At 52.6% G+C, this 25099-nt stretch carries 21 protein-coding genes and 1 pseudogene; 10 read left to right on the top strand and 12 right to left on the bottom strand.

The window, feature by feature from the left end; translation table 11 throughout:
• Position 1 precedes the first annotated feature (1 nt).
• Genes asnB through Kalk_RS14715 form a run of 5 tightly spaced genes read right to left on the bottom strand, consistent with a single transcriptional unit; the run spans position 2 to position 7753 of the window.
• A complete protein-coding gene (gene asnB / locus Kalk_RS14735) occupies positions 2-1888 on the bottom strand; it encodes an asparagine synthase (glutamine-hydrolyzing) (RefSeq protein WP_101894969.1) in 1887 nt (628 codons plus the stop codon).
• An 18-nt stretch (positions 1889-1906) separates the two neighbouring features.
• On the bottom strand, positions 1907-2947 hold the full coding sequence (locus Kalk_RS14730) for a FemAB family XrtA/PEP-CTERM system-associated protein (protein WP_101894968.1): 1041 nt from the start codon (positions 2945-2947) through the stop codon (positions 1907-1909).
• Positions 2948-2974: 27 nt separating this feature from the next.
• Positions 2975-3976, bottom strand: a complete 1002-nt coding sequence (locus Kalk_RS14725; RefSeq protein ID WP_101894967.1) for a polysaccharide deacetylase family protein — start codon at positions 3974-3976, stop codon at positions 2975-2977.
• On the bottom strand, positions 3973-5097 hold the full coding sequence (locus tag Kalk_RS14720) for a glycosyltransferase (RefSeq protein ID WP_101894966.1): 1125 nt from the start codon (positions 5095-5097) through the stop codon (positions 3973-3975). Before Kalk_RS14720 ends, Kalk_RS14725 begins: the two co-directional genes overlap by 4 nt.
• 40 nt (positions 5098-5137) lie before the next feature.
• Complete coding sequence (locus tag Kalk_RS14715; RefSeq protein WP_158643511.1) at positions 5138-7753, bottom strand: RIFT barrel domain-containing protein; 2616 nt, start codon at positions 7751-7753, stop codon at positions 5138-5140.
• Positions 7754-7994: 241 nt separating this feature from the next.
• Here Kalk_RS14715 and Kalk_RS14710 point away from each other — a divergent pair, with 241 nt between their 5' ends.
• Both Kalk_RS14710 and Kalk_RS14705 read left to right on the top strand, forming a co-directional pair.
• Positions 7995-9209 (top strand): TIGR03087 family PEP-CTERM/XrtA system glycosyltransferase, encoded by a 1215-nt coding sequence (locus tag Kalk_RS14710; RefSeq protein ID WP_101894964.1) that lies wholly within the window; start codon positions 7995-7997, stop codon positions 9207-9209.
• 13 nt (positions 9210-9222) lie between these two features.
• Positions 9223-9810, top strand: a complete 588-nt coding sequence (locus Kalk_RS14705) for an acyltransferase (RefSeq protein ID WP_101894963.1) — start codon at positions 9223-9225, stop codon at positions 9808-9810.
• Position 9811: 1 nt separating this feature from the next.
• On the opposite strand, the gene Kalk_RS14700 is transcribed toward Kalk_RS14705, so the two are convergent.
• Genes Kalk_RS14700 through serB form a run of 4 tightly spaced genes read right to left on the bottom strand, consistent with a single transcriptional unit; the run spans position 9812 to position 14551 of the window.
• The gene (locus tag Kalk_RS14700) at positions 9812-10636 is read right to left on the bottom strand and encodes an XrtA system polysaccharide deacetylase (protein ID WP_101894962.1); all 825 of its coding nucleotides are present in this window, start codon (positions 10634-10636) and stop codon (positions 9812-9814) included.
• A 29-nt stretch (positions 10637-10665) separates the two neighbouring features.
• A complete protein-coding gene (xrtA, locus tag Kalk_RS14695; RefSeq protein WP_101894961.1) occupies positions 10666-12141 on the bottom strand; it encodes an exosortase A in 1476 nt (491 codons plus the stop codon).
• 22 nt (positions 12142-12163) lie between these two features.
• Positions 12164-13285, bottom strand: coding sequence for a GNAT family N-acetyltransferase (locus tag Kalk_RS14690; protein ID WP_101894960.1), 1122 nt, complete (start codon positions 13283-13285; stop codon positions 12164-12166).
• A gap of 36 nt (positions 13286-13321) precedes the next feature.
• Positions 13322-14551, bottom strand: coding sequence for a phosphoserine phosphatase SerB (serB, locus tag Kalk_RS14685; protein WP_101896343.1), 1230 nt, complete (start codon positions 14549-14551; stop codon positions 13322-13324).
• A gap of 139 nt (positions 14552-14690) precedes the next feature.
• On the opposite strand from serB, the gene Kalk_RS14680 reads away from it, so the two are divergent.
• The 6 genes from Kalk_RS14680 to Kalk_RS14655 are packed head-to-tail and all read left to right on the top strand — an operon-like array spanning position 14691 to position 19822.
• On the top strand, positions 14691-15572 hold the full coding sequence (locus Kalk_RS14680) for a glucosaminidase domain-containing protein (protein ID WP_101894959.1): 882 nt from the start codon (positions 14691-14693) through the stop codon (positions 15570-15572).
• A gap of 18 nt (positions 15573-15590) precedes the next feature.
• Positions 15591-16613: an AI-2E family transporter gene (locus Kalk_RS14675; protein WP_101894958.1), complete on the top strand. Its 1023-nt coding sequence runs from the start codon at positions 15591-15593 to the stop codon at positions 16611-16613.
• Positions 16614-16667: 54 nt separating this feature from the next.
• Positions 16668-16961: a PA4642 family protein gene (locus Kalk_RS14670; protein WP_101894957.1), complete on the top strand. Its 294-nt coding sequence runs from the start codon at positions 16668-16670 to the stop codon at positions 16959-16961.
• A gap of 21 nt (positions 16962-16982) precedes the next feature.
• A complete protein-coding gene (locus Kalk_RS14665) occupies positions 16983-17747 on the top strand; it encodes a lysophospholipid acyltransferase family protein (RefSeq protein WP_158643510.1) in 765 nt (254 codons plus the stop codon).
• Positions 17680-18369: an SRPBCC family protein gene (locus Kalk_RS14660; RefSeq protein WP_158643509.1), complete on the top strand. Its 690-nt coding sequence runs from the start codon at positions 17680-17682 to the stop codon at positions 18367-18369. Before Kalk_RS14665 ends, Kalk_RS14660 begins: the two co-directional genes overlap by 68 nt.
• Positions 18326-19822: a hypothetical protein gene (locus tag Kalk_RS14655; RefSeq protein ID WP_101894954.1), complete on the top strand. Its 1497-nt coding sequence runs from the start codon at positions 18326-18328 to the stop codon at positions 19820-19822. Before Kalk_RS14660 ends, Kalk_RS14655 begins: the two co-directional genes overlap by 44 nt.
• A 62-nt stretch (positions 19823-19884) precedes the next feature.
• Here Kalk_RS14655 and Kalk_RS21705 read toward each other — a convergent pair whose 3' ends face one another.
• A complete protein-coding gene (locus Kalk_RS21705) occupies positions 19885-20103 on the bottom strand; it encodes an HDOD domain-containing protein (RefSeq protein WP_324774965.1) in 219 nt (72 codons plus the stop codon).
• Between the two features lie 93 nt (positions 20104-20196).
• Here Kalk_RS21705 and Kalk_RS14645 point away from each other — a divergent pair.
• Positions 20197-21054, top strand: a pseudogene (locus Kalk_RS14645) (transposase).
• Positions 21055-21574: 520 nt separating this feature from the next.
• Here Kalk_RS14645 and Kalk_RS14640 read toward each other — a convergent pair.
• Positions 21575-22102, bottom strand: a complete 528-nt coding sequence (locus Kalk_RS14640; protein WP_101894953.1) for a hypothetical protein — start codon at positions 22100-22102, stop codon at positions 21575-21577.
• A 317-nt stretch (positions 22103-22419) separates the two neighbouring features.
• Here Kalk_RS14640 and Kalk_RS21245 point away from each other — a divergent pair, with 317 nt between their 5' ends.
• Positions 22420-22584, top strand: a complete 165-nt coding sequence (locus tag Kalk_RS21245; RefSeq protein WP_158643508.1) for a hypothetical protein — start codon at positions 22420-22422, stop codon at positions 22582-22584.
• Positions 22585-22716: 132 nt separating this feature from the next.
• Here Kalk_RS21245 and parC read toward each other — a convergent pair whose 3' ends face one another.
• Entirely contained in the window at positions 22717-24960 is a 2244-nt protein-coding gene (gene parC, locus Kalk_RS14635; protein ID WP_233716657.1) for a DNA topoisomerase IV subunit A, read from the bottom strand.
• Between the last annotated feature and the right edge of the window lie 139 nt (positions 24961-25099).

The raw sequence follows: 25099 nt of genomic DNA, 5'->3' as shown, positions 1-25099 counted from the left end.
CTCATTTCCTGATGGCGTAACGGTCATACCATAACTGAAACATCACCATATTCCACAGTTCATTAGAATAATCCTGCTTTCTGGTTTGATGTTCATCCCACAGGCTCTGCACTCGATCCATCTTGAAATAATCACACAGCCCTGCTTTAGAGTTAAACAACAGCTCTTCGGCTTGGGATTTTATTTCATTGCGCAACCATTCGCCCAGCGGAACCGAAAAACCCATTTTCTTTCTATAAAGGGTATCCCGACTCAAGAAGCGACTGAACGCTTTTTTGAGGATATGCTTTTTTTCCCCTTTATGAAGCTTCAGATCAGATGGAATGGTGGCTGCATACTCAACCAACTCGTAATCCAGCAACGGCGCTCGCACTTCCAGGGAATTGGCCATACTCATTCTATCCACTTTAACCAGGATGTCTCCGGGCAAATAGGTTTTGAAATCCGTATACAAGATTTTTGACAGATGATCTTGGGCTGGCGCCTTATGATAATAATCCTGGGTGAGGCTGGAGGGATGATAACCGTTCAGTTTGCGCTGAAACTCATCCGCCACCAAGCTATCCCATACGGATTGACGGAACGTGGAATTCGACAAAAAGAATCCATACGCAGCATCTCTGCTTAAGGTTGAACATAGCGTGTGCGCTTTTCGCAATAACGGATTTCGAGCCCCGGCCAACAGCTTTTCAAACACGGGGAATAGCGTTTTTCGCAACACAACCGGCACGCGGGCACGAATGCGGTTCTCTACTTCATCCACCGCATATTTGCTGTAGCCAGCAAAGTTTTCATCTCCTCCATCGCCTGCCAGTGCAACAGTCACCTGGTTACGGGCCAACTGGGACACAAAATAGGTTGGCACCAGGGAGGGATCAGCAAAGGGCTCATCAAAATAAGCGGCTATTTTTTCAAGGTTATCCGCGACATTCTCTTTAACCGTGAACTCGTGATGATCGGTTTTAAACTGCTCGGCAATTTCTCGAGCGAAATCCACTTCATCAAACTCTTTTGAATCAAATCCTATAGAACACGTGGTGACCGCTTTGTCGCTGCTTTGCGCCATCAATGCAACCACACCACTGGAATCCACTCCCCCGCTCAGAAACGCACCCAAGGGCACATCACTGATCATGCGCTGCTCTACAGCATGTCGTACTGCATCCAGTAACTCTTCCGCAACTTCTGCCTCTGAAGCGCCGCTTTGATCAGAAAACGACAGATCCCAATACTGTTTCTTCTGATAACCCGATGCGTTTACCGTCAAGGTATAACCGGGCTCCAATTTAAATATATCTTCAAATATCGTTTTTGGATCAGGGATGTATTGATAGGTAAAAAAGTCATAAACCGAATCAGGCCTGATAACACGAGGCAATTCTGGCACTTCCATCAAACATTTCAGCTCTGATCCAAACACGATCCCATTGGCACAGGGGTAATAATAAAGCGGTTTTTTGCCTAAACGATCACGCGCCAGAAACAGCTCTTGCTTTTCAATATCCCAGATGGCAAAGGCAAACATGCCGTTGATTTTCTCAACCAGTTTTTGACCATCGCGCTGATACAACGCCAACAATACTTCGGTATCGGTTTTTGATGTGAACGAATAGCCATCTTCAATCAGCTCGGCTCTCAGTGCCTGAAAATTGTAGATCTCTCCGTTAAATACGATCACCAATTTGCCATCGGATGAGTGCATGGGCTGATTACCCGCCGCCGACAGATCGATAATGCTCAAGCGACGGTGACACAACCCCACAAGCTCATCCAGATATTCGCCACCGGCATCGGGGCCGCGATGAAACATCACCTGCCCCATTCTCTCGAGTAATGCCTGATCACCAAAAGATGATGAGAAACGGGTAAAGCCTGCTATACCACACATGAAACGCCACCTATGCAATCAAAGGCTAATGTAACGACGAAGAATCGGGCCAAGGAAATTAACGAGGGGAGCAGGCATACGTCGCCACGCTTCGGCCACCTTATCCCGCATACCACCTCCGGCTCCACCAGCATCGGCAGATTCGAGCACATCCTTCGTCAGCACCTGCCATTGCAGTGGGACGGGTTCAGCACCCCACTGTTTCTTAAATTTAAACGTGCCTTCACCTACTGTTGATCGCCCGAAATCGAATTTTGCATAACCACCCTCTGCCGCCATCGACAGCAATCCCCAATACAACAGCATATTAGGCGACAGGTGATTAAACTCAGGCAGGGTAGATGCCCAGGGAACCGTTACAACACCACCACACAACAGAATGATCGCACCACCAACCACCTGCCCCTGAAACTCGACCATCCCCAAACGCGCCCTGGTACCATAGCTGTCCAACACAGCATCAAACCAAGCACGCGAGTGAACAGGAGATCCCAGTTGATGCATGTTAATCTGCATGACCCGGTAAAATTCCTGGCGATGTGCTGTTGTTTTTCCCTCGAAGAAAACAACGCCGTTCTTTTCAGCCTTGCGCACCTGACTGCGCAGCTTGGATTTAAATTGTTTAAACTGCTCTTCTGCGGAAGATTCCAGCTTCAACAACATCCGAACCTTTATGCCTTGCTCAAGCTCACCGACCACGTCTTGCTGACTATGACGTAACTCAACCTGCTTTACACCGTGACTGTCGAGCCAGCCGCGGGCATGCTCCAGGAGGCTGTCTCTCGCCTGATCGGTATCAGCCAACACCCCGCCCAGATCACAAAAAGGCAACGAACAAGGGCGAGCCCCAAGCAAAGGCACCGACATATTGATAAGAGGCAACACACCAACAATATTCTGACCTTCATGTGCTACGAGGTAGACACCTTTATGGCCATAGGAACGCTCTACCGCCTGCCCCCAAGCCATCAAATGATATGGCGTCGCGTGCGGATGCTTTTCCACATATTCGTCCCAGGATTGCATCTCCTGAAACGATACCTGTTTGACCCCAATCAAGAACTCACTCCTAATTTTTACCTGTAATCAATCTTCAGGCGGCCTTAAACGATCTGCCGCCTCAGTTATGGTGCAAAACTCAATATCAGCCGCACCTTGGAGAAACTCTACCACTGAACGTATTCGCGCGTACAAATCATGACGCCCGACATTGTGATGATTATATTCCCCCATCCCCTCTAGTAGGGTAGAGCTGTGCAGGAACATATGGATAACCGGTTTACCGGACGCCATGGACGCTTTCACTAAACTGATCATATCTTCTGCTGTGGAAAGCTCAGGGCTCAGAAACAATTTTCTGAGCATTTGGGTATGCCAGGCTAACCCAACCAACCTTAAACCACTCAACCAGGGCGCAGATATAGCAGAATGCATTTTACCCCACATGGAAAAGTTGGGGCGGTTGAACCCTGAAGTAATGGGCAGCTCAAAAATATCCCGTTGTACGCCGGGAACATTAGGCTGCTGTAAATCAGGCCAATAGGGTGTGTCGCAAGCATCCATACAGGAGAAATATTGATTTTCATAGTATGGGTAAACGCTGGAATCGACCTTGAAGCCATAGTCGATGAGCACCTTCAAAACCTTGCCGTCAATGCCCCAGCGGCCCGTGCGAAACACCTGTGGTTTAACACCTACGTTGTCCTGAATGGCTCTGATTAAGACATCGAGCTTTTGGCGAATAAGCGGCTCTGGTAAATTGATGACATGAGACTCTCGTTCGCTGTTGGCTCCCTCAATGGGCGGCGTGCACCACGGGTGTAGATGCGCCCCGATTTCGGCATCGGCTGTTGCCAGTATTTGGCGAAGAATGGCTGCAGAATCAGGACTGGCCGCGACAGGATAATCCACCAAATAGGTAGGGCGCACGCCCAACTGCTGACAGAACTGATGGAACTCCGGCAGCAGCTTGATATTATCGACGCAGCATTCACCCTGGGGAAACACCCCACTCCAATCGAACTCTTCCTCGGTATCGACCGAAAGCACGAAAAGAAGCTTATTGGTATTGCTGCGTCCAAACCTCATAGGCGCTTTGCAACCAGCATTTCCGCGAACAAGCTGTCATATTCTTGCGCCATACGCTTTCCTGAAAAATGATCCATTACATACTTTCGAGCATTGGCAGAAATTCTTTCAGCGCTTGCAGCATCATAAATCAGCGTTTCCCAGTGCTGAGTCAATGTCTGCTTATCCCCCAGATCCGCCAACATCCCGGTTTCATTGTGCTGCACCAGTTGATCGATTCCTGCGATATTGTATGCCGCCACTGGTACACCCATCGCCATGGTTTCCATCAAGCAGCGTGGAATACCTTCAAGTGTGGATGTCATTACAAAAAGATCAAAACTTTTAAGCCAATCCAAGCGATCATCGCGAAACCCGAGAAACTCGATTCTGTCTTTAAACTTCAGTTTATCAGCATACTGCTCCAGCTCGGGGCGCTGCTCACCATCCCCCAGCAGCTTCAATTCAACATCATCGTGGCGAGATGCGATGTCATCAAAAATATCCAACAGATCAAAAATATTCTTGCGGCTGATCATCTGACCAATGAAGCCGATTCGCTTCATTGTTTTGGGCAGCGCTCTGGAATCGTTGCGATGCTGCTCTACTTCGTCCAGATCCACGCCGTTTTGAATGTAGCGCACCTTTGCCTGATTCACGCCAATTGTGCGCATATCCTCACACAATTGCTCTGATAACGGCGCAACCCGATCAAACCACTTTAAAAACTGATTCCCTAGCCCAATGTAGGTTTTCAATTTCCAATCATCCGCGTTCTCAAATCCGTGAGGAGTGGATAACGCACGAATGCCGGTAAGCCGCGCTGCGATCAAGCCAAGGATGTCTGACTTGTAACCGTGAGTGTGTATGATCTGGTAGCCTTCACTGCGGATCACGTTACACAGTCGCCGAATCACACCAATATCAAAGCGCCCGGACATCTCAATTTTGTGGGTCTTGCCCACCAGCAGTCGATACTGGTTTTCAAGCTCCAGCTCTTGCAGGTTCGGCTCGACGGTAACCGCCAGATCACATTGCACTTTGGCTGGATCCAAATTCTTGGCCAACGTCAAAATCCATCGCTCTGCACCATAGAACCCTGTCGGGCAGATGAACTGGAGGACTTTTACTGGCTCACTCATTAAAGATTCCTATTATTACTGTTGAATTCAGCGTATTTCACTATTGATTCTGGCCGCTCGGACCATAGAGACGGCTGTACACTCGGGCAAACGCTTGGTGTCGATGCCGCAACCACCCCAGTTCCTTGCGCAGCGACACCCGGAAAAAGGCTTTTATTACATCGCGAACGGCAATCAGGATAATCTGACTGCGGCTGCGGTAGGGGCTATTACCTGCGCCAGCCTGGGTGGCGATAACCGCCTCTGACTCCTGCAACCGGTCACCGGGCGAGAAATACCCATTCACCCCATGATTTTGCATCAGTATTGCCAGTATCCGAGAGTAATGTCGCGTGTCACTTTTCATTAAGGCATCGTAGACGTACTGATAAAAGTAATCCGCTCTTTTAAGCAACGCGCTCCGATGCTCTTCATCGGCAGCATAGCTGCTGGCGTAGTACAGAATGCAGGCTTTACGTATGTCTTGCGCCACCCAGGTATCGTTCGGAAACTCCAGGATATCGGGCTGACTCAAATAAGGTCGATCATGGTCTGCTATCCACTGAGCATACTTGATAAATGCGCTGCTCACAAAACCATACCCCGCGGTGGATCGCTCACCACGCAGTTTTTTCACCTCCAAAAATCGCGCTACCGCTTGCAGGAAAATCGAGTAGAACCAGGTTGTCTCAACATCTGCCAGATTTCGATCGGCGATATTATCCTGCGGACTGAAGGTGAGCCCGATAACCCTTTCCGCCTGCTGCAAGTAAGCATCGTCTCCGGTCAACGCATGGCTATCCAATAGCGCATTCACATAGTTGCCCACACCCCGATTAAACGGATAGCGGTGATCGAGAATCTTGCCAGGATCATCGGCATTGCGGATACGGGGCAGCACTCTGCTTTTGATATCAAACAGTGTTTCCACCAGGGTGCCGGTGCCTTCATAGAACCGGGTAATCCACTGGGTCAACTGCAGCACCGCCTGGCGCGAGCGATCACAACCAGTCAAGCAATGATGCAACATCAATCCATGGGTATAACAGTGCTCCGCTCCGGGGCCACCACCTTGGGTCACATCCTGCCCATTGGGCTTTTGGTGGCGGGAGTAGGTACGATGGCTGGCACTAAACGCATCAACATAGTGATCGGTGTGCCAAAACAGCCCCCCATTGTATTCTTCGCGGTCCTCCACCGTACTGTAGATATCGATATCCCCAATGTGCCAAGCCAGCTCGTTCGCCATGGTCATCCAACGTGGATCACCGGAGTGTAAATACTGGCGCAGAAAGCCATACAACGGATCATATTGATTATTATAGTGGGAAATGAACAGCTTGCCCTGGGTAAGGTACAGGCTCTCATGGTCGGCAAAGATGTCACCAAAGTTACGCCAACCATATTCGTCGATGATTTCACGCTTGGCTTGGAAGCCTGTGCGCTCATCCAGCCCAACCTGTATCAGCTCGTCGATGGATTCTTTGCCCACAGCAAAGTGCTGAATGGCCGCGGTTTCTGCCACATACTCTGGCGGAAGATTAACCTGAAGAGGAGAACGCAGCCCCTGACAGTTGGGCTCATCTGCTGCGAAATCAAAGCGGATTCGATGGGTTTTGCGCTCACCGGGCTGCAATTCATGCTCGTAAGGGCAGCAAGGTGGAAACAGCTGAAAACTCAGGCTGCTCGTATCGGTTTCGATTGCTTTGGGGAAATTTTGCCAAAAACGATCAATATAGACCCCACAACCTATCGTGTGATACAGCAAGGGGGACGCTCTGCCACCGCTGCCCTCCTGATCGCCGGACTGCAGCCTGTAGCCGCTGAAATCGAGATTGCATTGCCCGCTTCGATCCACGTGGTTAAGGCTATCCCAGTGCTCACCGCCACTGGAGGCCTGATACAAACTCCACTGTTCAGCCATTGTTGACCATTCAAGGCCGGGCTCAGGCTGCACTTTGAGGCCGCCTGCAGCGGGCAAGCCCAGGCTGAATTCCAAACCCTGAAAAATAAGAGAAGCAGGATCACCCAGATCCCACAGACCGCCGGGATGCTGGGCAGCTCGTGGATTATGCAGGGTAAATTGCCAATGTACCTTGGCACTGTGAGCATGAAAGGCCAGCTCGGATTCGAATCGACACAGCACTTGACCCTGATCCCCAAGATAAGCACCCTGCTGAGTTAACAAGATCTTTGCCTGGGCTTCTGTGGCCGACCATTGCGCGCTCTGCACTGTCATGGTGGGCCGGTAGCCGCTCATCTGCAGTTGAGGGGAGTCAAACTTCAGGCTGCTTTGATCGTGCGACACCCCGATCGCTGATGTGTCGACCTGGAATTGCGCTACACCGGTATCGACCGTACAGGGCTGGTCGGGGCCCCCGACAACGACTCGAACCCCTGATTGGGTATTCGTGTGTTCATCAACGCAAAGCTCCAGTGTTTTCTCTGCTCCCGCCGCCACGGCCACCACTGTATCCAGCAGGCACCAACGCACGCTGCCATCTGGCCAATACTGGGTGGCGCTGCGATCCAAGGGCAGATCCTCAGATCCATCTTTTAACCGTATCCGACTGACGCCAGATACCGCACCTGCCGGCAGAGGCACCCCGAAGCAGACTGGCTCGTCCCGCCTGCCAATACCTTCGGTCTCCCGGAGCTTGATATCTACGAGCTTCATAATGACTGTCACGTTCCCTGAGGGCAGATTGATTTCCGACTTTTGCACCATGGCGAGCGGCCAGCCGGAAGGCTAGAAATTGTAAACCAACTGGATTCTGAATCCAGAACTAAACCCCAAGCGGCTATTATACCGGTTATCTACGCCGATTTTGTGGCAATATTGACACATTCATGAGACTTTTAATGTATTGATTATGTTGGCAATATAACAACCCACTCACGATCTCATCCCGGCTGCTATGAAGATACTCTACCTGTGTCACCGCACTCCCTTTCCACCCAATAAGGGCGAGCGCATTCGTACCTTTCACCAGATAGAATATCTGCACCGCAAAGGGCATGAGATATCCGTGTTCGCACCGACCTTTGAAGCGACTGACGCAGACAACCTAAAGGCTCTGGAAGCCAAATACTGTGAACGCACCTTTCACGCCCCCGCCCCTGGCAAGCTGGCGCTGGTTAAAGCACTGCTGTCCGGGTCGGCCTTGAGTGTCAACAACTTCTACAGCCGCACACTGCAACGACAGCTGGATGAATTCATCAGCGCCCATACGGTGGATGCCATTGTCTGCACCAGTTCCAGCATGGCGGCTTACGTATTTCGCTCCAAAGCCATCGATCTGACAGGGGGGCAACACCCGACCTTGGTCATGGACTTTATGGATTTGGATTCAGATAAATGGCGTCAGTATCAAAGCCTGAAAGGCTTGCCCTTGAGTCTGATCTACGGACGCGAAGCCAAGTTGATCGCAGCACTGGAGCAAAAGATACACAACCACTTTGATGCCTGCCTGCTTATCTCGCAGGCGGAAGTAGACTTGTTTCTGCACACCATCAACGACACAGGCAAGCTGCATGTGGTGGCCAACGGCCTGGACACCGAGGCGTTTCAACCGTCAACCGAACCCAAACCCGAAACAGGCCCTGTTCTGCTGTTCACCGGCGTGATGGATTATTTGCCCAATGAGGACGCAGTTGCCTGGTTTGTGGAATCGGCCTGGACCAAACTAAAGCAAGCGCACCCCGATGCTGTCTTTTATATCGCGGGGATGAACCCTTCATCCCGCGTTAAGGCTCTGGCCAAGTACCCCGGCGTGGAAGTAACCGGGTTTGTCGACGACATTCGCACCTATTACGATCGGGCGCATATTTTTATCGCGCCGTTTCGCTTGGCGCGAGGAGTGCAAAACAAGGTATTGCAGGCTTTCGCCTGCGCTTTGCCCACTATAACAACCCCTATGGGCTGTGAAGGCATAAACTGCGAAGCAGGCAAAGAGGTGTTGGTTGCCGATACGGTGGAAGCCATGCTAAAGCACATTGACTGGGTTATTGCCAACCCTGACCAGGCGCAGCAACTGGGAACCAACGCCATGCGCCTGATACAGGATCACTTTTCCTGGGACAGCCAGCTGGCGTGTTTTGAATCGCTGCTGCAACCTGCATCTTCCCACTGAGACGGTCATTGTTATGAAAGCGCTCATCAAGTCAGTGTTCATAGTTCTGGTTACCGTGCTGACCAGCCCGGTGTATCTGTCATATCACTTTATGGCCCTGTTTTTTAACAAAGACGGCCTGATTCCGGCCTACACTCAGTTTCTGAGCCTGTTTCCCGGCCAACTCGGTAATTATATGCGCAAGGTAGCGCTGCATTACATCCTCACTGAATGCAGCACCGATTGTGTAATTTCCTTTGGCGTACTGCTATCACATCAGGACACAGACATTCATGAAGGCGTCTACATTGGGCCGCACTGCAATGTCGGCCGCTCCAGCATCGGCGCACACACCTTGCTGGGCAGTGGTGTTCATATTATCAGTGGCAAGAAACAACATAACTTCGAGGATCTGGACACACCCATTCGTGATCAGGGCGGTTTATTTGAAAAAGTCTCCATTGGCGAAGACACCTGGATCGGGAATGGTGCCTTGATCATGGCCAATGTGGGCAAAAAGTGCGTAATTGCCGCAGGTTCCGTAGTGACCCAGGATGTGGAAGACTACTCTATCGTGGCGGGCAACCCGGCACGGGTCATCAAGAAACGCATCGCAAGCTGATCTATTGATATTGATACAGCTTTGCCAGAGATCCCCACTCGAAATCGGTCAACAACCGACCCAGCCGGGCTTCTACCCGCTTTAAGTTGAGGTAATGACGGAAACGACTCTTGGCAGATGCGCCATCCATACGCGGCTGGTTAGGGTCCACCTCCCACGGGTGCAGGTAAAATATGTACGGCTGCGCCTCTTTGTTCATGAAGCGACTGACTGCCCAGCGGGTGAACATGTAGGGGTATAGCCGAAAATAACCGCCGCCTGATATGGGCACGTTTTTGCCAAACACCGGCAGGGTGCTGAGAGGGATTTCGTCCACCCCGGCAGGGGTTTCATAGCGAAAACGGGGCGCATCGGGGATGCCGTAGTGATCATGCACAACCGGGTAGACACTGGAGCTGTAGACATAACCTTCTTCTGCCAGCACCTCGTACACCCATAGATTTTCTTTGGTGAAGGAAAAGCTGGGGGCGCGGTAGCCTAAAATCGGTTTGCCGGAGAGATCTTCCAAAAGCCGCTTGGCATCCCCTACATCTGCCTTGAACTGCTCACGGTTCTGACCGCTGGCGCGCTGATGCATGGTGCCATGACTGGCAAGCTCATGGCCCTGCTCGACGATACGATGCACCAACTGTGGAAACCGCTGGGCAACCCAACCTAAGGTGAAGAAGGTGGCCTTGGTATCGTGATCGGCAAACAGTTGCAGCAGACGATCCGTATTCGCCTCCACGCGCGGTGCCATCTTGTCCCACTGGCCAGGGTTAACCAGATCTTCAAAAGCAGAGACCTGAAAATAGTCTTCCACATCAATGGTCATTGCATGTTGCATCTGTATCTCCTTGCCTTTCCAGGGACTGCTTACTGTGATGTCACCGACTGACTTAATTCTAACGCACTTTCCTGCAACGCCTGCAGCAACCTAGACTGTGCCGCTTGCAGGGAATCCGAGAACTCCATGCTTACCGCCACCATGGCACCACCGGACGACCTGAACGAAAGCGTGTTGATCGCCTGCTGCAATTTGATGACAGAAGCACGGCTGTCGATGCGACCAGGTACCACGAACCAGTGCGCCATAAGCCGTTGGTGGCCCGATATGGAGGTTAGGTGGCTTATGGTGATTGTACCTACTTCCGGCACCTCTTGGACATACTCCGCCTTCAGCGTCCACCTTCTACGCTCAAATAAGCGCTGGAATGAGCTGATCAGCTCGCGGCCTTCTACGTTTAGGAAGTATATCGCCTGGTATAGATGGACTCCATTCGCAGCATCATACCCCACCCGATAAGCATCCGCGTGAATATATCGAGGTGTCCAGGGCTCTAGCTCCACCTGCTGCTCGCTGACCGGTTGCAGACCGCGCTCAACCATATCAAATGTGTGGCTTTGTTGCTGGCTCACCACAATCTTTACCCCCAGCGCCAATACAAAGGGCAGGGCGCTGGCCATCAACAACAACGAGGGTCGACGCAGATGCCAGCCCTCATGAACATTAACCACCTCGCTTTGCCACTGCCGTTGTCCATCGGAAAACCAGTAACCCACCATGACCAAAAACACGATCACCACTGCGAAGAAGAACCAACCGTAAATCAGATGGTCAGCCCCTGCCGCATGCTCCATTTCGGTGAGGTGCCCGATCAGGATGATACCAAAGGCGCGAAAGCCGTTGGCCACCACTGGCATCACGATGGAAAACACAACGAACGCAAAGGCACGCCACTTGGAGATAAAATTCAAATAGGCGTAGGCGCATCCGATCACAACGCAGGCGATGAAGAAGCGGATGCCCGAGCAGGCTTCTGCCACAACAAAATTGCCGTTGGCAACAGAGATGTATAACCCGTCACGATACACGGGAATGCCGATAATCTTTAACAAGGCCACGGCCATATCCGCGGTGATATCTTGAAATTGGGGGAAAAACTCCTCCCCCATCGGGACACTGAAGAGGATAAAGGCCAGCGGTGCCCAGATGATGGCAATGACACGCCACCCAAACAGATATAACGCTACCGCCGGGATCAGCCCAAATATGGCCAAATGCTGTAACAGTTCAGCGTATGCCGCCTTTCCCAGGGCATAAACCACTAACGCCGCCAGCACCCCCAGCAAACCCAACACAGAATAGGCTGGCGGCTGCTGAAGGATGGCTCCGCGCTGCCGCCACAAGGCATACAACACAGCCGGCAACACAAAAAAGCAATGGTTGAAGGTATCGTTGACGATCCAGACGCTGGCGGCACTCTGTAGTGAATCATAAAAAATCAGGCCCCAAATGACTATCCAGGCCAGCACCGCCAGCCCCAGTTTTTTGGCTGCCCCGCTCTGCAACGTAACGCTATTCGCATCAATATTAATAATGTTCTCTCCGCTCCTGCTGCGCCTGCAAACGTGCTTTTAACCGGCGCCCCAATTGCTCCAATCTGAGCATGGCTTTTGGTCGCTGCAAGCTCACCAGCTGGAGTGTGCCATGCTGGTGGCCCAGTGACTGTTTATAGCGGGCCTCCCCGCCCATAAAATCATAGCGATCCATGCCACGATCCAAATAGTGTTGAATGGCTCGCGCGTGTATAACCAAGCCTGGCTTGAAACGGGAGTCAGCCTCAAACTCCAACCCCGACAGATAAAAGTAAACACAACCACGATATAAGAAGTTATAAAGCAAACCAATAACTTGGCCATGCAAACTGAGAGCGCAGAACTCCACCTCTGCGTTTTTGGCACCTTCGCGAATCAGTGCCTGATGGAATTCCACGAAGCTGGCATTGGCAAATCCACTCTGAACTGGCTGGCTGCCCCAGCGCTGCTGATGCAACTGTGACAACCTTTCCCAGTAACCTGCTATTGCGTCTGCAGCGCTCAGCACCGTGAACTCAAGCTCCCCCGCTTCCTGATACAACCTCTCACTGCGATTGATCTGATAGCGGGTATTGCGGGAAAGCGTTTCCAGATAAGCGCGCTGATCTTTGCGTATAGCGGTCAAATCCACACTGTACGCCGGGGCGGACCACCTCTCAACCGAGCTGCAACCCTCGTGCTGATAACGGCGCTGACAAGCCTCGGTGCAGGCTCCAAACTGAAACTCATCCCAGCTCGACTGCTGCAGCATGAACGCCATAAACGCCTGGGAAGCCCCATCGACATGCGCGCGGTCCAACAGCAAGTCATTGTATTCGATCCAGATTTGATCCTGGGCGGGATCACCTGTCTGACCCAAACGCAAAACTCTGGAGCGCAACCAGCGATGTCGCCATTCCACAGAAATGGTCAACAACCCCAACCCCACCAGCACGTCATCACAGTAAATGCTTACCTGCTGACAATCAGGCTGATAAACGTCGAGCCACGTAGACACCCACGTCCAGGATTGGAAGAAACTGCTGTCGGCCCGCTGCTCCAGCTCACACCACAGGGGTTTCAGCTTATCCGCTGTCGGCGTTTCCAGAGTTATGGTATAGCGATCCGGTTTACGCAAAAGGTGCCCTTTTCATAAACATCACCGTCATAGACATCAGGATCGAGTCAACAATTCCTCACTGTCTCGATCCCGCACCCCCAACAGATACAAAATGCCATCCAACCCCAATTCGGATATGGCGTGATCTGCGCTTTCTTTCACCATGGGTTTGGCGCGAAAGGCGATGCCCAACCCTGCCACACTCAACATAGGAAGATCGTTGGCACCATCACCCACGGCGATCACCTGTTGCAGGTTGAGGTTTTCCTGCGCCGCCAGTTGTTTCAGCAACTCTGCCTTACGCTTGCCGTCGACAACCTGACCCTGCACTTCGCCGGTAACCTTGCCATTATGCACCACCAGTTCGTTGGCAAAGACGTAATCTATGCCCAGCTTCTGCTGCAGGTAATGGCCGAAGTAGGTGAAGCCTCCTGAAAGAATAGCGGTTTTGTAGCCAAGCGCTTTTAATGCACGAATCAGATCCTCGGCGCCTTCGGTGATAGGCAAGCTGTGGGCGATGCCCTCCAGCACGGATTCATCCAGGCCTTTGAGTAAACCCACCCGACGCTTGAAGCTCTGGGTAAAGTCCAGCTCACCGCGCATGGCCTGCTCGGTGATGGCGGATACTTCCTCACCTACCCCCGCAGCCTTGGCCAACTCATCAATTACCTCAGCCTCGATCAACGTGGAATCCATGTCGAAACACACCAGACGCCGATTACGACGGTATGCGTTGTCTTTCTGGAAGGCTATATCAACCCCCAGATCACCGGCCGCAGCCAGGAACTGGGCCCGCATCTGGGCGATGTCACGGGGGGCTCCCCGCACAGAGAGTTCGACACAGGCCTTTTGATCTTTGCTCTTCTCCCCAAGGGAGATGCGCCCGGAAAGCCGATTGATATGATCGATGTTGAGGCCATGCCCCGCCACGATGCTGGTGACGGCAGCAATATGCTTGGCGGTGATTTTGCGCGCCAGAATGGTAACAATAAAACGATCCTTGCCCTGCCCTCCGACCCAATCTTCATATTCCGCATTATTGATAGGGGTAAAGCGAACCCCCATGCCCATGCCGTGACAGGCAAACAGCACATCCTTCAGCACCGGCGACGATTCAGAGCCCGGAGGAACCTCTATTACCATGCCCAGAGTAAGGGTGTCATGAATCACGGCCTGCCCGATGTCCAGCACGTTCACATCGTAGCGGGACAGCAAATCAGATATGGTAGAGGTCACACCGGGCTTATCTGGCCCGGAAATATTAATCAGCAGTATGTCGTGCACGCCCATTCCTTAACAGTACCAAGGTCGCAATTGGTCGCTATTCTACACGGTTAAGCCTGCTATATAAAAAGTAGGTCGCGTTGCAAATTGGTAACGAACATGGCGTAATCCATTCATTAGGGATTTAAGGGATCAACGCATGTCAAGACACTTGCCTCTTTTACTGGTTTTGGTATTTTGCCTGAGCTTCATCGGGCTGCATTCGCAGTTCAGCCGCAGCCTACTGAAAGAAACACCGCCACGGGTGCCAGAACAGATCACAGCCTCTGCCAAACCTGATTTCGCCGCCATAAAACAGGTTCGCAAACGCAAAAAGGCGTTTTTCGAGTTTATCCATGAGCAAGTGGATGTCCGCAATCAGGAGATTCTGGCGTTACGGGCCCGCATTCAAGCCAACGAGGTCGATGACGACGAGCTCATGGTGCTGGCCAAGCGTTATCGCATCAAAAGCGACGATCCGGCCACCATTCGTCAGCGCTTGCTGATCAAGGTGGATGCCCTGCCCCCTTCCCTGGTGCTGGCTCAAGGTGCGATGGAAAGCGCGTGGGGCACCTCCCGGTTTGCAGTAGAAGGTAATAACTATTTCGGTCAGTGGTGTTTCAGACCCGGTTGTGGCTTGGTGCCGGAATCACGACCTGAAGGCAAAAAGCACGAAGTGCGCCTGTTCCAAACACCTCAAGCATCAGTGAACAGTTACATGCGTAATCTCAATAGCCACCCAGCTTATCGAGACCTGCGCGCGGCGCGTGCGCAATTGCGGGCGGAAAACAAGAGGCTAAACGGCTGCTATCTGGCGCAAGGCCTTGAGCACTACTCGGAAGAAGGCTTTCGTTATGTGGAAAGCCTGAAACAACTGATTCGTGTGAACAAGCTGGAACCGAATCCAAATGACCACTGCGCCGCAGTAATGCTGGCAGAGGAGGAAGAGCCTAAGGTCGACCAACCACAAGAACTCGCTGTGGATGAGACCCAAAGCCAGGCGACGCCACTGCCCGAACAAAGCGCACCCCCGTCCAGCTAAATACCCACAGGAATCCATATGGAAAACTCAACCCTGAGCCCCACCCTGCGCTTTCTGCTGGGCTTTGCCTGTTTCGTAGTTGTGGTGGCCGGCATGAAGGCGGCCGTGGAGATCATGGTGCCATTTTTGCTCTCCGCCTTCATTGCGATCCTGTGTGCACCCGCCTTGATGTGGCTGGAATCCCGCAAGGTGCCCACTACTCTGGCAGTAACCCTGGTGATCATGGTTGTGGTACTGACCATAGGCGGCTTCTCGGTGGTAGTGGCCGCCTCCATCAACGACTTTGCCCGTCAGGTGCCGACTTACCAGGCCAGCCTGCTGGAGGAGACCACCGCCATCACCCGCTGGCTGGCAGGGCACGGTATAGAGCTTTCCCAACAGATGGTGAAACAGCAGATCAATCCGGGGAAGGCCATGGATCTGGTGCGCAAGGTGCTCACCGGCTTCGGAAATGTGCTGACGGATTTCTTCCTGATCTTTCTAACAGTGCTGTTTATACTGTTTGAGGCCTCCAGTTTCCCCGGCAAATTCCGCCGCGCCATGGGTGAGCAACATCGATCACTCTCCGCCTTTGAGCAGTTTAACGATTCCGTAAAGCAATATCTGATCATCAAGACGCTGGTGAGCGTTGGCACCGGCCTGTTCATCGGCGTGTGGCTGACTGTGCAAGGGGTGGACTATGCCGTGCTGTGGGCACTGCTGGCGTTCTTGCTGAATTTTATCCCCAATATTGGCTCGATCATCGCGGCCGTACCTGCGGTGCTGCTGTCACTGGTGCAATTCGGCTTTGGCGGGGCCGGGTTCACTGCCCTGGGGTTTCTCATTGTGAATATCGTGATGGGCAACATCATTGAGCCACGCTATCTGGGCCAGGGGCTGGGGCTGTCCACCCTAGTGGTGTTTTTATCCCTGCTGTTCTGGGGCTGGGTGCTGGGGCCGGTGGGAATGCTGCTGTCGATCCCCCTTACCATGATCGTCAAGCTGGCCTTGGAATCCAACCCCGAGACCCGCTGGCTGGCAGTGTTGCTGGGCAACAAGTAGTGGTACTATGCGCGACCGACGCATCGCCACCTGTAAATTAAAGAGAGTATTACCATGTCAAGCAAAGACAAGCAGAAGGTTATCGGTGAGGAGCTGGACGAAGCCAAAGTGGCTCGTTTTCTGGAGATGCAGCCAGTTGGCGACGAGAATGCCGATTTTCACGTTTTGACCAAAGCCTATCGAGGCCTGCCCGTGGACTATTTTGACCAGTTTCTGGGGCTGTTCACCGCCCAGGGTCGCAACATCAACGCCGCCGACAAACAAGGCCGCACCCTGGCCCAGATCGCGGCCGAACACGGCAATCAGCCGGGCTACATTGACGTTCTCAAGAAACACGGCGCACACTAGATGCCCCGCAGCGGTCCGGCAATGACGTTGCTACGACCGCTTCATCTTATACTGGCATTGATCATCCCCGCCATCAGCGCCATTGCCTGGGGCAGCCTGCTTAAGCTCTGCGGCCGCCCTCCTGCCTCCATTGCAAAAGCCATGACCCGCGTTGTCGGCTGTCTCGGGCCTCGCCTGGCTGGCTTGACTCTACATTGCGAGCATCCTCAGCGCCTTAATACTGGCCCGGCGGTATTTATATTCAACCATCAAAGCGGCCTGGATCCCGTTATCGTAGCCGCCCTGATCAGCAGCAGCGCCCGCCAAGGCGGCGTGGCCGGAGTGGCCAAGCAGAGCCTCGCCCACAACCCGCTGCTCGGCCCACTGCTGCGCCTCACCGGCAGCGTGTTTGTAACCCGTGGCGAAGGCTGGGAGCAACAACTGCTACCACAAGCCACCGCACGCGTGGCCGCCGGTTGTTCCATTGTCATCGCGCCGGAGGGCACCCGCAGCTACGGCAAGGGATTACGCGTTGGCAGCTTTCGATTAGGGGCATTTGCCATCGCCCGCCACTGCCAGATCCCCATCGTACCGATCGTGATCCACAACAGCGGCACACGGCTGCCGCCACGCTCAGCCCAACTGCGGTCGGGGCCGGTTTATGTTAGCGTACTGGAGCCTTATAAGATTGACCCGGAACTGGACCTGCAACAAGCGGCAACCAAGATGGAGCACACCTATGATGACTGTCTGGCCCAGGGCTTTGGCGCTGATATTGATCTGGATAGTCAGCCCCGGCCACAGTGAAAGCTGGCAACCGCAGAATCAACAACAGAGCCAGACAGACGATCTGGTGCAGCTCTGGATCCAGCAAGATAAGGCAGCCAAGCCTCATTATCAGCTGGTGCGGGCCGAAATCACCATCCATGCCCCCATCGGGCAGCTATTACCCTTACTGCAGGATGCCTCAACCCAGCACCACTGGTTACCCTATACCCATAAAGTGCACGTACTGGAGCGCCCGTCGCCGCTGCAAACCCGGGTTCAATTTATCACCCAAAGCCGCTGGCCCTTTAAGCCACGAGACGCCATCACCCTGTTCGAGATTGAGCCCCTTGGCCCGAACCAGATTCGGATCAACATGATCAACCAGCCCGACAGCCACCCCCGCGCAACCGGACATCTGCGCATTCAAACGGCAGAGGGCCACTGGCTGTTAACAGCTCTGGAATCCTGCAAAACCCGAGTACAATATCAGTCCGGTAGCCGCTGGGGTGGCATGATCCCCCAGTGGCTGGTGGACAGCACCAATGCCAGCCTGGCGAAAGACGCACTGACGGCGCTGAAACCCTGGGCCGAACAACACTACAAGGACTACGCCGCCTATGATTTCCTCCCTGCATCGACCTTGCATCGCACTTGCCATTAGCCTGCTGTGGCTGGTCGGATGCACTACCAACCCGGCAGACTCCAGCTCGGCACAGACCTGCCAAACTCAACTGGCCGCACTGCAGGATGCGGTAGCCCGTCATTCGGTGCAGGATGCGCAATACGCACCGGTGGATGGGTTTGCCACCTACCGTACTAGCCGTTTCTGGTCCAGTTTTAACGGTACAAAGCTAAACCAAGAGCAAGAGCGGGCCTGGCGCCAACAACTGCATAACCTGGGCATGACGAGTCTGGCCATCGAATGGCGCGCCCTGCCACCAACGGCCAAAGAACCCCTCACGCCGTTCAACGATTTTCGCCGCCAATGCGATGCCGAGCTGTTTCAGGCCAGCCTGCACCAACCCTTGCCGCCAACCGCCGTGACGGTGGCCGACAGCTACAGCAGCTGGCAACGGTTTTTCGGGTTGTACGCCCTCATCAAATACGGTGCCGCCGGCTCCATTGAGGAATATCAGCAGGACATGCGCCAGCGCATTGAGGCCGTTACCACCCCCACCGAGCCGCTCCTGCGCTTAACCCCACCCGCCAACCCAGGATCGATCACTCGGCCTATCCCCGCCGCAGACTGGTTACATGCCGCCTACCAAAGCCACCCCTTGTCGGTGCCTATTTTACCCGCCGCGCAACGACAACAACTGATTCAGGCCCACGCGCCGGTCTTTGCAATCGCCCAGCAGAGCCTGGCGGATCGGCCCGGTGCCGCCCAGTGGAATCCGACCGGCCAGCAGCGCCGTATCAACACAGATCTACCCACCGTCTATTCGGATTCCAGCTACATTCGCTATGGTGATCGCATCCTGCTGCAACTGAATTACACACTATGGTTTCCCGAGCGCCCCAAACCCACCCCCAACGACTGGTATGGCGGCGAGCTGGATGGACTGGTGTGGCGTGTGACCCTGCAGGAAAACGGCACCGTCTTGTTCTATGACAGCATTCATCCCTGCGGCTGTTATCACAGCGTGCACATTCCCATGGATTCACCGCTGCAACAGCAACTCACCCACATAGCCAACCAGGATACGCTGGAGCCGATTATGGCCTTCTCCACTCACCTTAAGGCCGACGAACACCCCGCCAGCCTGATGGTGGAAGCCGCCACCCATTATCTGGTGCACGTCGACAAACCCAGCGCAGACAGCGGACAACGCTACCAGCTGCAGGACTACGATCAACTGCGCTCACTCCCCGCCGGGGACAACGTTAAGAACTGGTTTGATAGCGACGGATTGATCGCAAGCTCATCCCGGCGCGAGCGTTATTTTCTGTGGCCACTGGGGGTGCCCAACGCAGGGGCAATGCGTCAGCGGGGCCACCACGCCATCGCCTTTGTCGGAAAACGTCATTTTGATGAGGCCAGCGTTGAACAACTGCTGGAGCTTGGGGCTGGGATAATACCCGGGACTGAAAAACAGCCTAGTGCTGCCGATTAATGAATTAACCTACAAGCACCATCTGCTCACGAATTTCATGCTCAATGTCGCTGAAGTCTTCTTCACTGATACACAGCTCTGCAAAAATGGCGTCGGCAATAGCCGACCACTGGATCCAGCCCCAGCAGCATCACCGCTTGATTGATGGAGCCTATCTTGTTGGGTAAGTTAAAAGCCGGTGAATTGACCGTACGAAGGATATTAGCGGAGATACCGGCATCCTTGCCGATCAGTTGCGCAATTTTAGGCAGATCCGGGCTGACTTCCCGAATCTGCTCAATAATGGCGTTGCGGCGGTATATAAATGCAAGTTATTATACTTTACGTACCCAGAGTGGTTCGAGATACGGATATCACGCCAAGGGGATACCGCCATGTCAATTTTATCAAAGCCTTATTTTCACAACGAGGAAGCCGCATACGAGCTTGTTGAATCAAAGCTCTGGCCTCATGGCGCAACCTGCCCCAACTGCGGTGAGCGTGAGCGTGTGTCTAAGATGCAGGGTAAATCTACCCGCATAGGCGCTTACAAGTGCTATGTGTGCCGCAAGCCGTTTACAGTTAAGGTCGGCACCATCTTTGAATCGTCTCACGTCAAAATGCACTTGTGGCTCCAGGCCATCTTCCTCATTGCTTCTAGCAAGAAAGGAATCAGCTCAAACCAGCTTCACCGCACCCTTGGCGTGACCCTTAAAACCGCTTGGTTCATGAGCCACCGTGCTCGCGAAGCAATGAAGAGCAAGGACTTGGCTCCATTTGGGTCAGGTGAAGGCCTCGTCGATGTGGGTGAGACATACATGGGAAATACAACAGGCATCGGCAAAGGCCCGCACAATGGTGGCCGATGACATCAAAGTTGAAACCATTCTGCCAATTGTGAAAGCCAATCTTGCTCGTGAGGCGCAACCGATGACCGATCAGGCAATAATCTACAAAAAATCGACAAAGAGTTTTCGGCTCATCACGCCGTTTACCACGGACGTGGCGAACATGTTCGGAAGAGTTCAAGCCATATCCACACAAACACTATTGAGAATTGCTTCTAGGTATTCAAGCGAGACATCAAAGGCACCTATCAGCACCGCGGTCACAACCATTTAAACCGCTATCTGGCGGAGTTTGACTTCCGTTACAACCATCGCGTAAAGCTGGAGATTGATGACGCTGAGCGCGCTGAAATCCTACTCTCAGGGATTGCTGGCAAGCGCCTGACTTATGAAAGAACTTGTTAATGAGGAGCGCCATCGGAAGCTGGATCAAAAGTGCGACCATCCGCGGGCGGGGGGGGGGGGGGCAATAAATTTTAACAGAATGCATGTTGAGCAGATATTAGAAACTAGGCTAATCTAAAAAGAGAGGAGGCGTTGCGATAGCCCAATACTTAGGCTTTAACAACTATTGGAAAAGCTTTCTTTCCACACGATTTAGCGTACAATCGTTTGCCGTTCTTTAGGGTTATATAAGCTACAAACTTTACTACATAACCTTCCGGAACATCCAAGTTAAGCTTTTGCTGTTCGGCCATTTGCATCACCTCCTTATTCGGCCAAGATTTGCGTGTTGCACCACGCAGACCGACTTGGTTCGGAGTTAAAAGGATGCAACGCCTCCTTAAGCATGACCACCTGCTGTTCACATTCGTGACGGATTCTGAGCCCTATCGAATGTGAACAGCAGTTTCATCGCCTGGTAAGCAGGTGGGCACAAACCAGGCTGCACGCTCTTCTTTTCATACTATTCCCCCAGAACTATTTAGATTAGCTGCTCTTGAGCTTCATCTTCTTGGCCAGATTCAGGTCCAGCACCAAGCGCATACGTGCCTTTGTTTACGGGATGAATTTCGCCGCGCTTTGAAAGACGATAAAGTCGTGCAGTGAGCTGGTTTCGCTTGTGCTGGACGTTGTATTTGCGCCAGCATGCGATAAGAATTTCGTTGAGATCGAGGGGCCTGTTTGCAATTCGCATTAGCTCAATGATTTGAGCATCCTGTTTGTCCCCTTCGGTAATGCTGATTTCTTCCCGAAAGTCTTCGGGCAAATCGTCTATATCAAGTGGATTCAGGGAAAACAAGCCTTCTACGTCATCACTGCTTACTGGGCGCTTGGGAGGGTTAGCTAAGCACTCTTCAAACCAGCTTATTATCTTTGCGAAGCCTTCTGCAGACTCAGCGTGCCTTGCTGCAGCATTTGGGTTTGATTTCTCCAACTGACGCTGCTTGCGCTCTTGGAAAGATTTCTTTGACTTGAGGAATTTGATTGATTCTAGTATACTTTCGTCCATAGAGCTTGCCCTCACTGCGCTTGTTCTTACACGTAAAAATTGACTGGGTAGCTCCAAAACAGGAGCTTTAAATGTCTAAAACAGCCCATAAAAAGCGCCGCCTCTCATTAGCCCGGGACGCGGCGCTTTTTATTTGATGAAAGTATCATATCTAAGATCGGTGTCATGGTCAAACATTATGTGATATCCGCGAATCGCGAAAGCGAGAGCAAAGCGAGCAGCACGAATAATTAGTTAATCTATTGATAAGTATGAATATTCTTGGCATTTTACCGATTCAACAAGTACTCAAAAATCCTGCGTAATGAGGATAACGAATGAATGAAGCAAAAAAAAATCAAGAATCAAACAAAGATAGCTTCGAGGAAATTGCTAAACGTTTAGGTTGTGACGAATCTGACGAGGCGCTTGAGAATATCTTTAACAACTTCAATATTAAGAACCAGAAGAAAGAAGAAGCATCTTTTAAAGAGAAAGCGTAATTAACTTTTGCTCTGGGTACGCAAAGTATAATAACCGAATATAAATGCCGCGCATAAAATCAGGGCGTTCATCCAGCTTGGCAGCGCTCATTTTCTCAGCTCCAAACAACCTTTTTGGAAGTATGGCAGGGATTACACTACCTCAATAGCATCAACTTTCTGGAATCCTCGCGGTAACTTATTACCACGACGGCCCCGCTCACCCAGATAATGCTCCAAATCCGCAAACTTCAAACCAATATGGCGCTTACCGGCGAATACCTTCAGCTGATTTTCACGCCCCAGCACCACTATGCCGATCACAAATTCCTCACGGCTTTCCACCCGCGCACCGGGTATGCTGATGATCTTGTTGCCTTTACCCTTGGCCAATTCCGGCAGCTCTGCCACCGGGAACATCAACATACGGCCTTCATTCGTCACCGCCACCACATACTGGTTCTCGGCATCGACCACTGGCTGGGGCTGCAACACGCGACTGCCTTTGGGCAGATTGATAAACGCCTTACCATTTTTATTACGGGTTTGAGCATCACCTAATTTACCCACAAAACCGTATCCGGCATCACTGGCCACCAAATAGCGCTGGCTGTCAGACCCCATCAACACTGCATCGAACGTGGCACCAGAAGGCGGCGACAAACGCGCCGACAGAGGCTCACCCTGGCCACGGGCCGATGGCAAAGTATGGGCAGGCAATGAGTAGCTGCGACCGGTACTATCAATAAACAGCGCATTCTGATTGGATTTGCCCAAAGCAGAGGTTTTGTATTCATCGCCTGCTTTATAGCTTAAGCCGACAGCATCCACGTCATGGCCTTTGGCGGCGCGCACCCAGCCTTTGGTAGACAGCACCACAGTAACCGGATCGGCAGACACCAGCTCGGTTTCATCCAGCGCCTTGGCCTCACCCCGCAACACAATGGGCGAGCGGCGGTCATCACCGTACTTTTCCATGTCTTCGCGAATTTCATCCACGATCAGCTTCTTCAGCTTGGCGTTGGAGTTCAGAATGGCTTCCAGCTTTTTACGTTCGGCTTCCAGCTCTTCCTGTTCACCGCGAATCTTAAACTCTTCCAGTTTGGCCAAATTACGCAGTCGAATATTTAGAATCGCTTCAGCCTGAATATCCGACAACCCAAACCGCCCCATCATGACCTGCTTGGGATCATCCTCGGTACGGATGATATGGATCACCTCATCAATATTCAGGTACGCAATCAGCAAACCTTCCAGTATATGCAGCCGATCCAGCACTTTATCCAAACGGTATTGCAAACGGCGGCGCACGGTGGTGATACGGAACTCAAGCCACTCGCTGAGCAGGTCGAGCAAACCTTTCACACCAGGGCGGCCATCGTTACCGATCATGTTCATATTGACACGATAGGTACGCTCCAGATCGGTGGTGGCAAACAGGTGGCCCATCAATTGCTCAACGTCAATACGATTGGAGCGGGGCGTCACCACCAGACGGGTAGGGTTTTCGTGATCCGACTCATCCCGCAGATCGCTTACCATGGGCAGCTTTTTCTTGTTCATCTGATCGGCGATCTGTTCCAGCACTTTACTGCCGGACACTTGATGGGGTAGCGCAGTGATGATGATGTCACCGTCTTCCATCAGATACCGAGCGCGCATACGCAAAGACCCGCGCCCGGTCACGTACATCTTGATGATGTCGTTGCGAGGCGTAATGATTTCGGCATTGGTGGGAAAGTCAGGGCCCTGCACGATGTCGCACAGATCATCCACCGAACAACCGGGATCTTCCAGCAGCTTGATGCAGGCGTTGCCCACCTCCCGCAGGTTATGGGGGGGGATGTCAGTGGACATGCCCACCGCAATACCCATCGCACCGTTCAACAGCACATTGGGTAGACGTGCAGGCAGCACAACAGGTTCATCCAGAGACCCATCAAAATTAGGCTGCCACTCCACTGTGCCCTGCCCCAGCTCCGCCAACAGCACTTCAGCGTAAGGGGCCATACGGGATTCGGTGTAACGCATGGCAGCGAAGGATTTGGGATCATCGGGGGACCCCCAGTTACCCTGCCCGTCCACCAATGGATAGCGATAGGAGAAAGGTTGTGCCATCAGCACCATGGCTTCGTAACAGGCACTGTCACCGTGAGGATGATATTTACCCAGCACGTCACCCACCGTACGAGCGGATTTTTTGTGCTTGGAGCTGGCCTTTAACCCCAGCTCGGACATAGCGTAGATAATGCGACGCTGTACCGGTTTAAGCCCATCCCCCAGACTGGGCAGCGCCCGATCCAGAATGACGTACATGGAGTAATCGAGGTAGGCGCGTTCGGTGTATTCTTTTAGGGGAAGGCGTTCAACACCTTCAAAATCCATAGGCTGAGTCATAATGTTCTGTTTTTCATCGCTCGTGTGCGGATTTGGATCTGACAGATTGCCTTCATTCTAATAGAAGAGACTGAAAAAACCAGAATTGATTCAGTGGCTTAATCTGCCAGATCGGCATAACCAAAGCGACATTGTAAGC

This window comes from Ketobacter alkanivorans (assembly GCF_002863865.1).
In the GTDB taxonomy this organism is placed as follows: Bacteria; Pseudomonadota; Gammaproteobacteria; order Pseudomonadales; family Ketobacteraceae; genus Ketobacter; species Ketobacter alkanivorans.
Note: the sequence above shows the minus strand (reverse complement) of the source record. Positions and strands in the feature narration are given on the sequence as shown.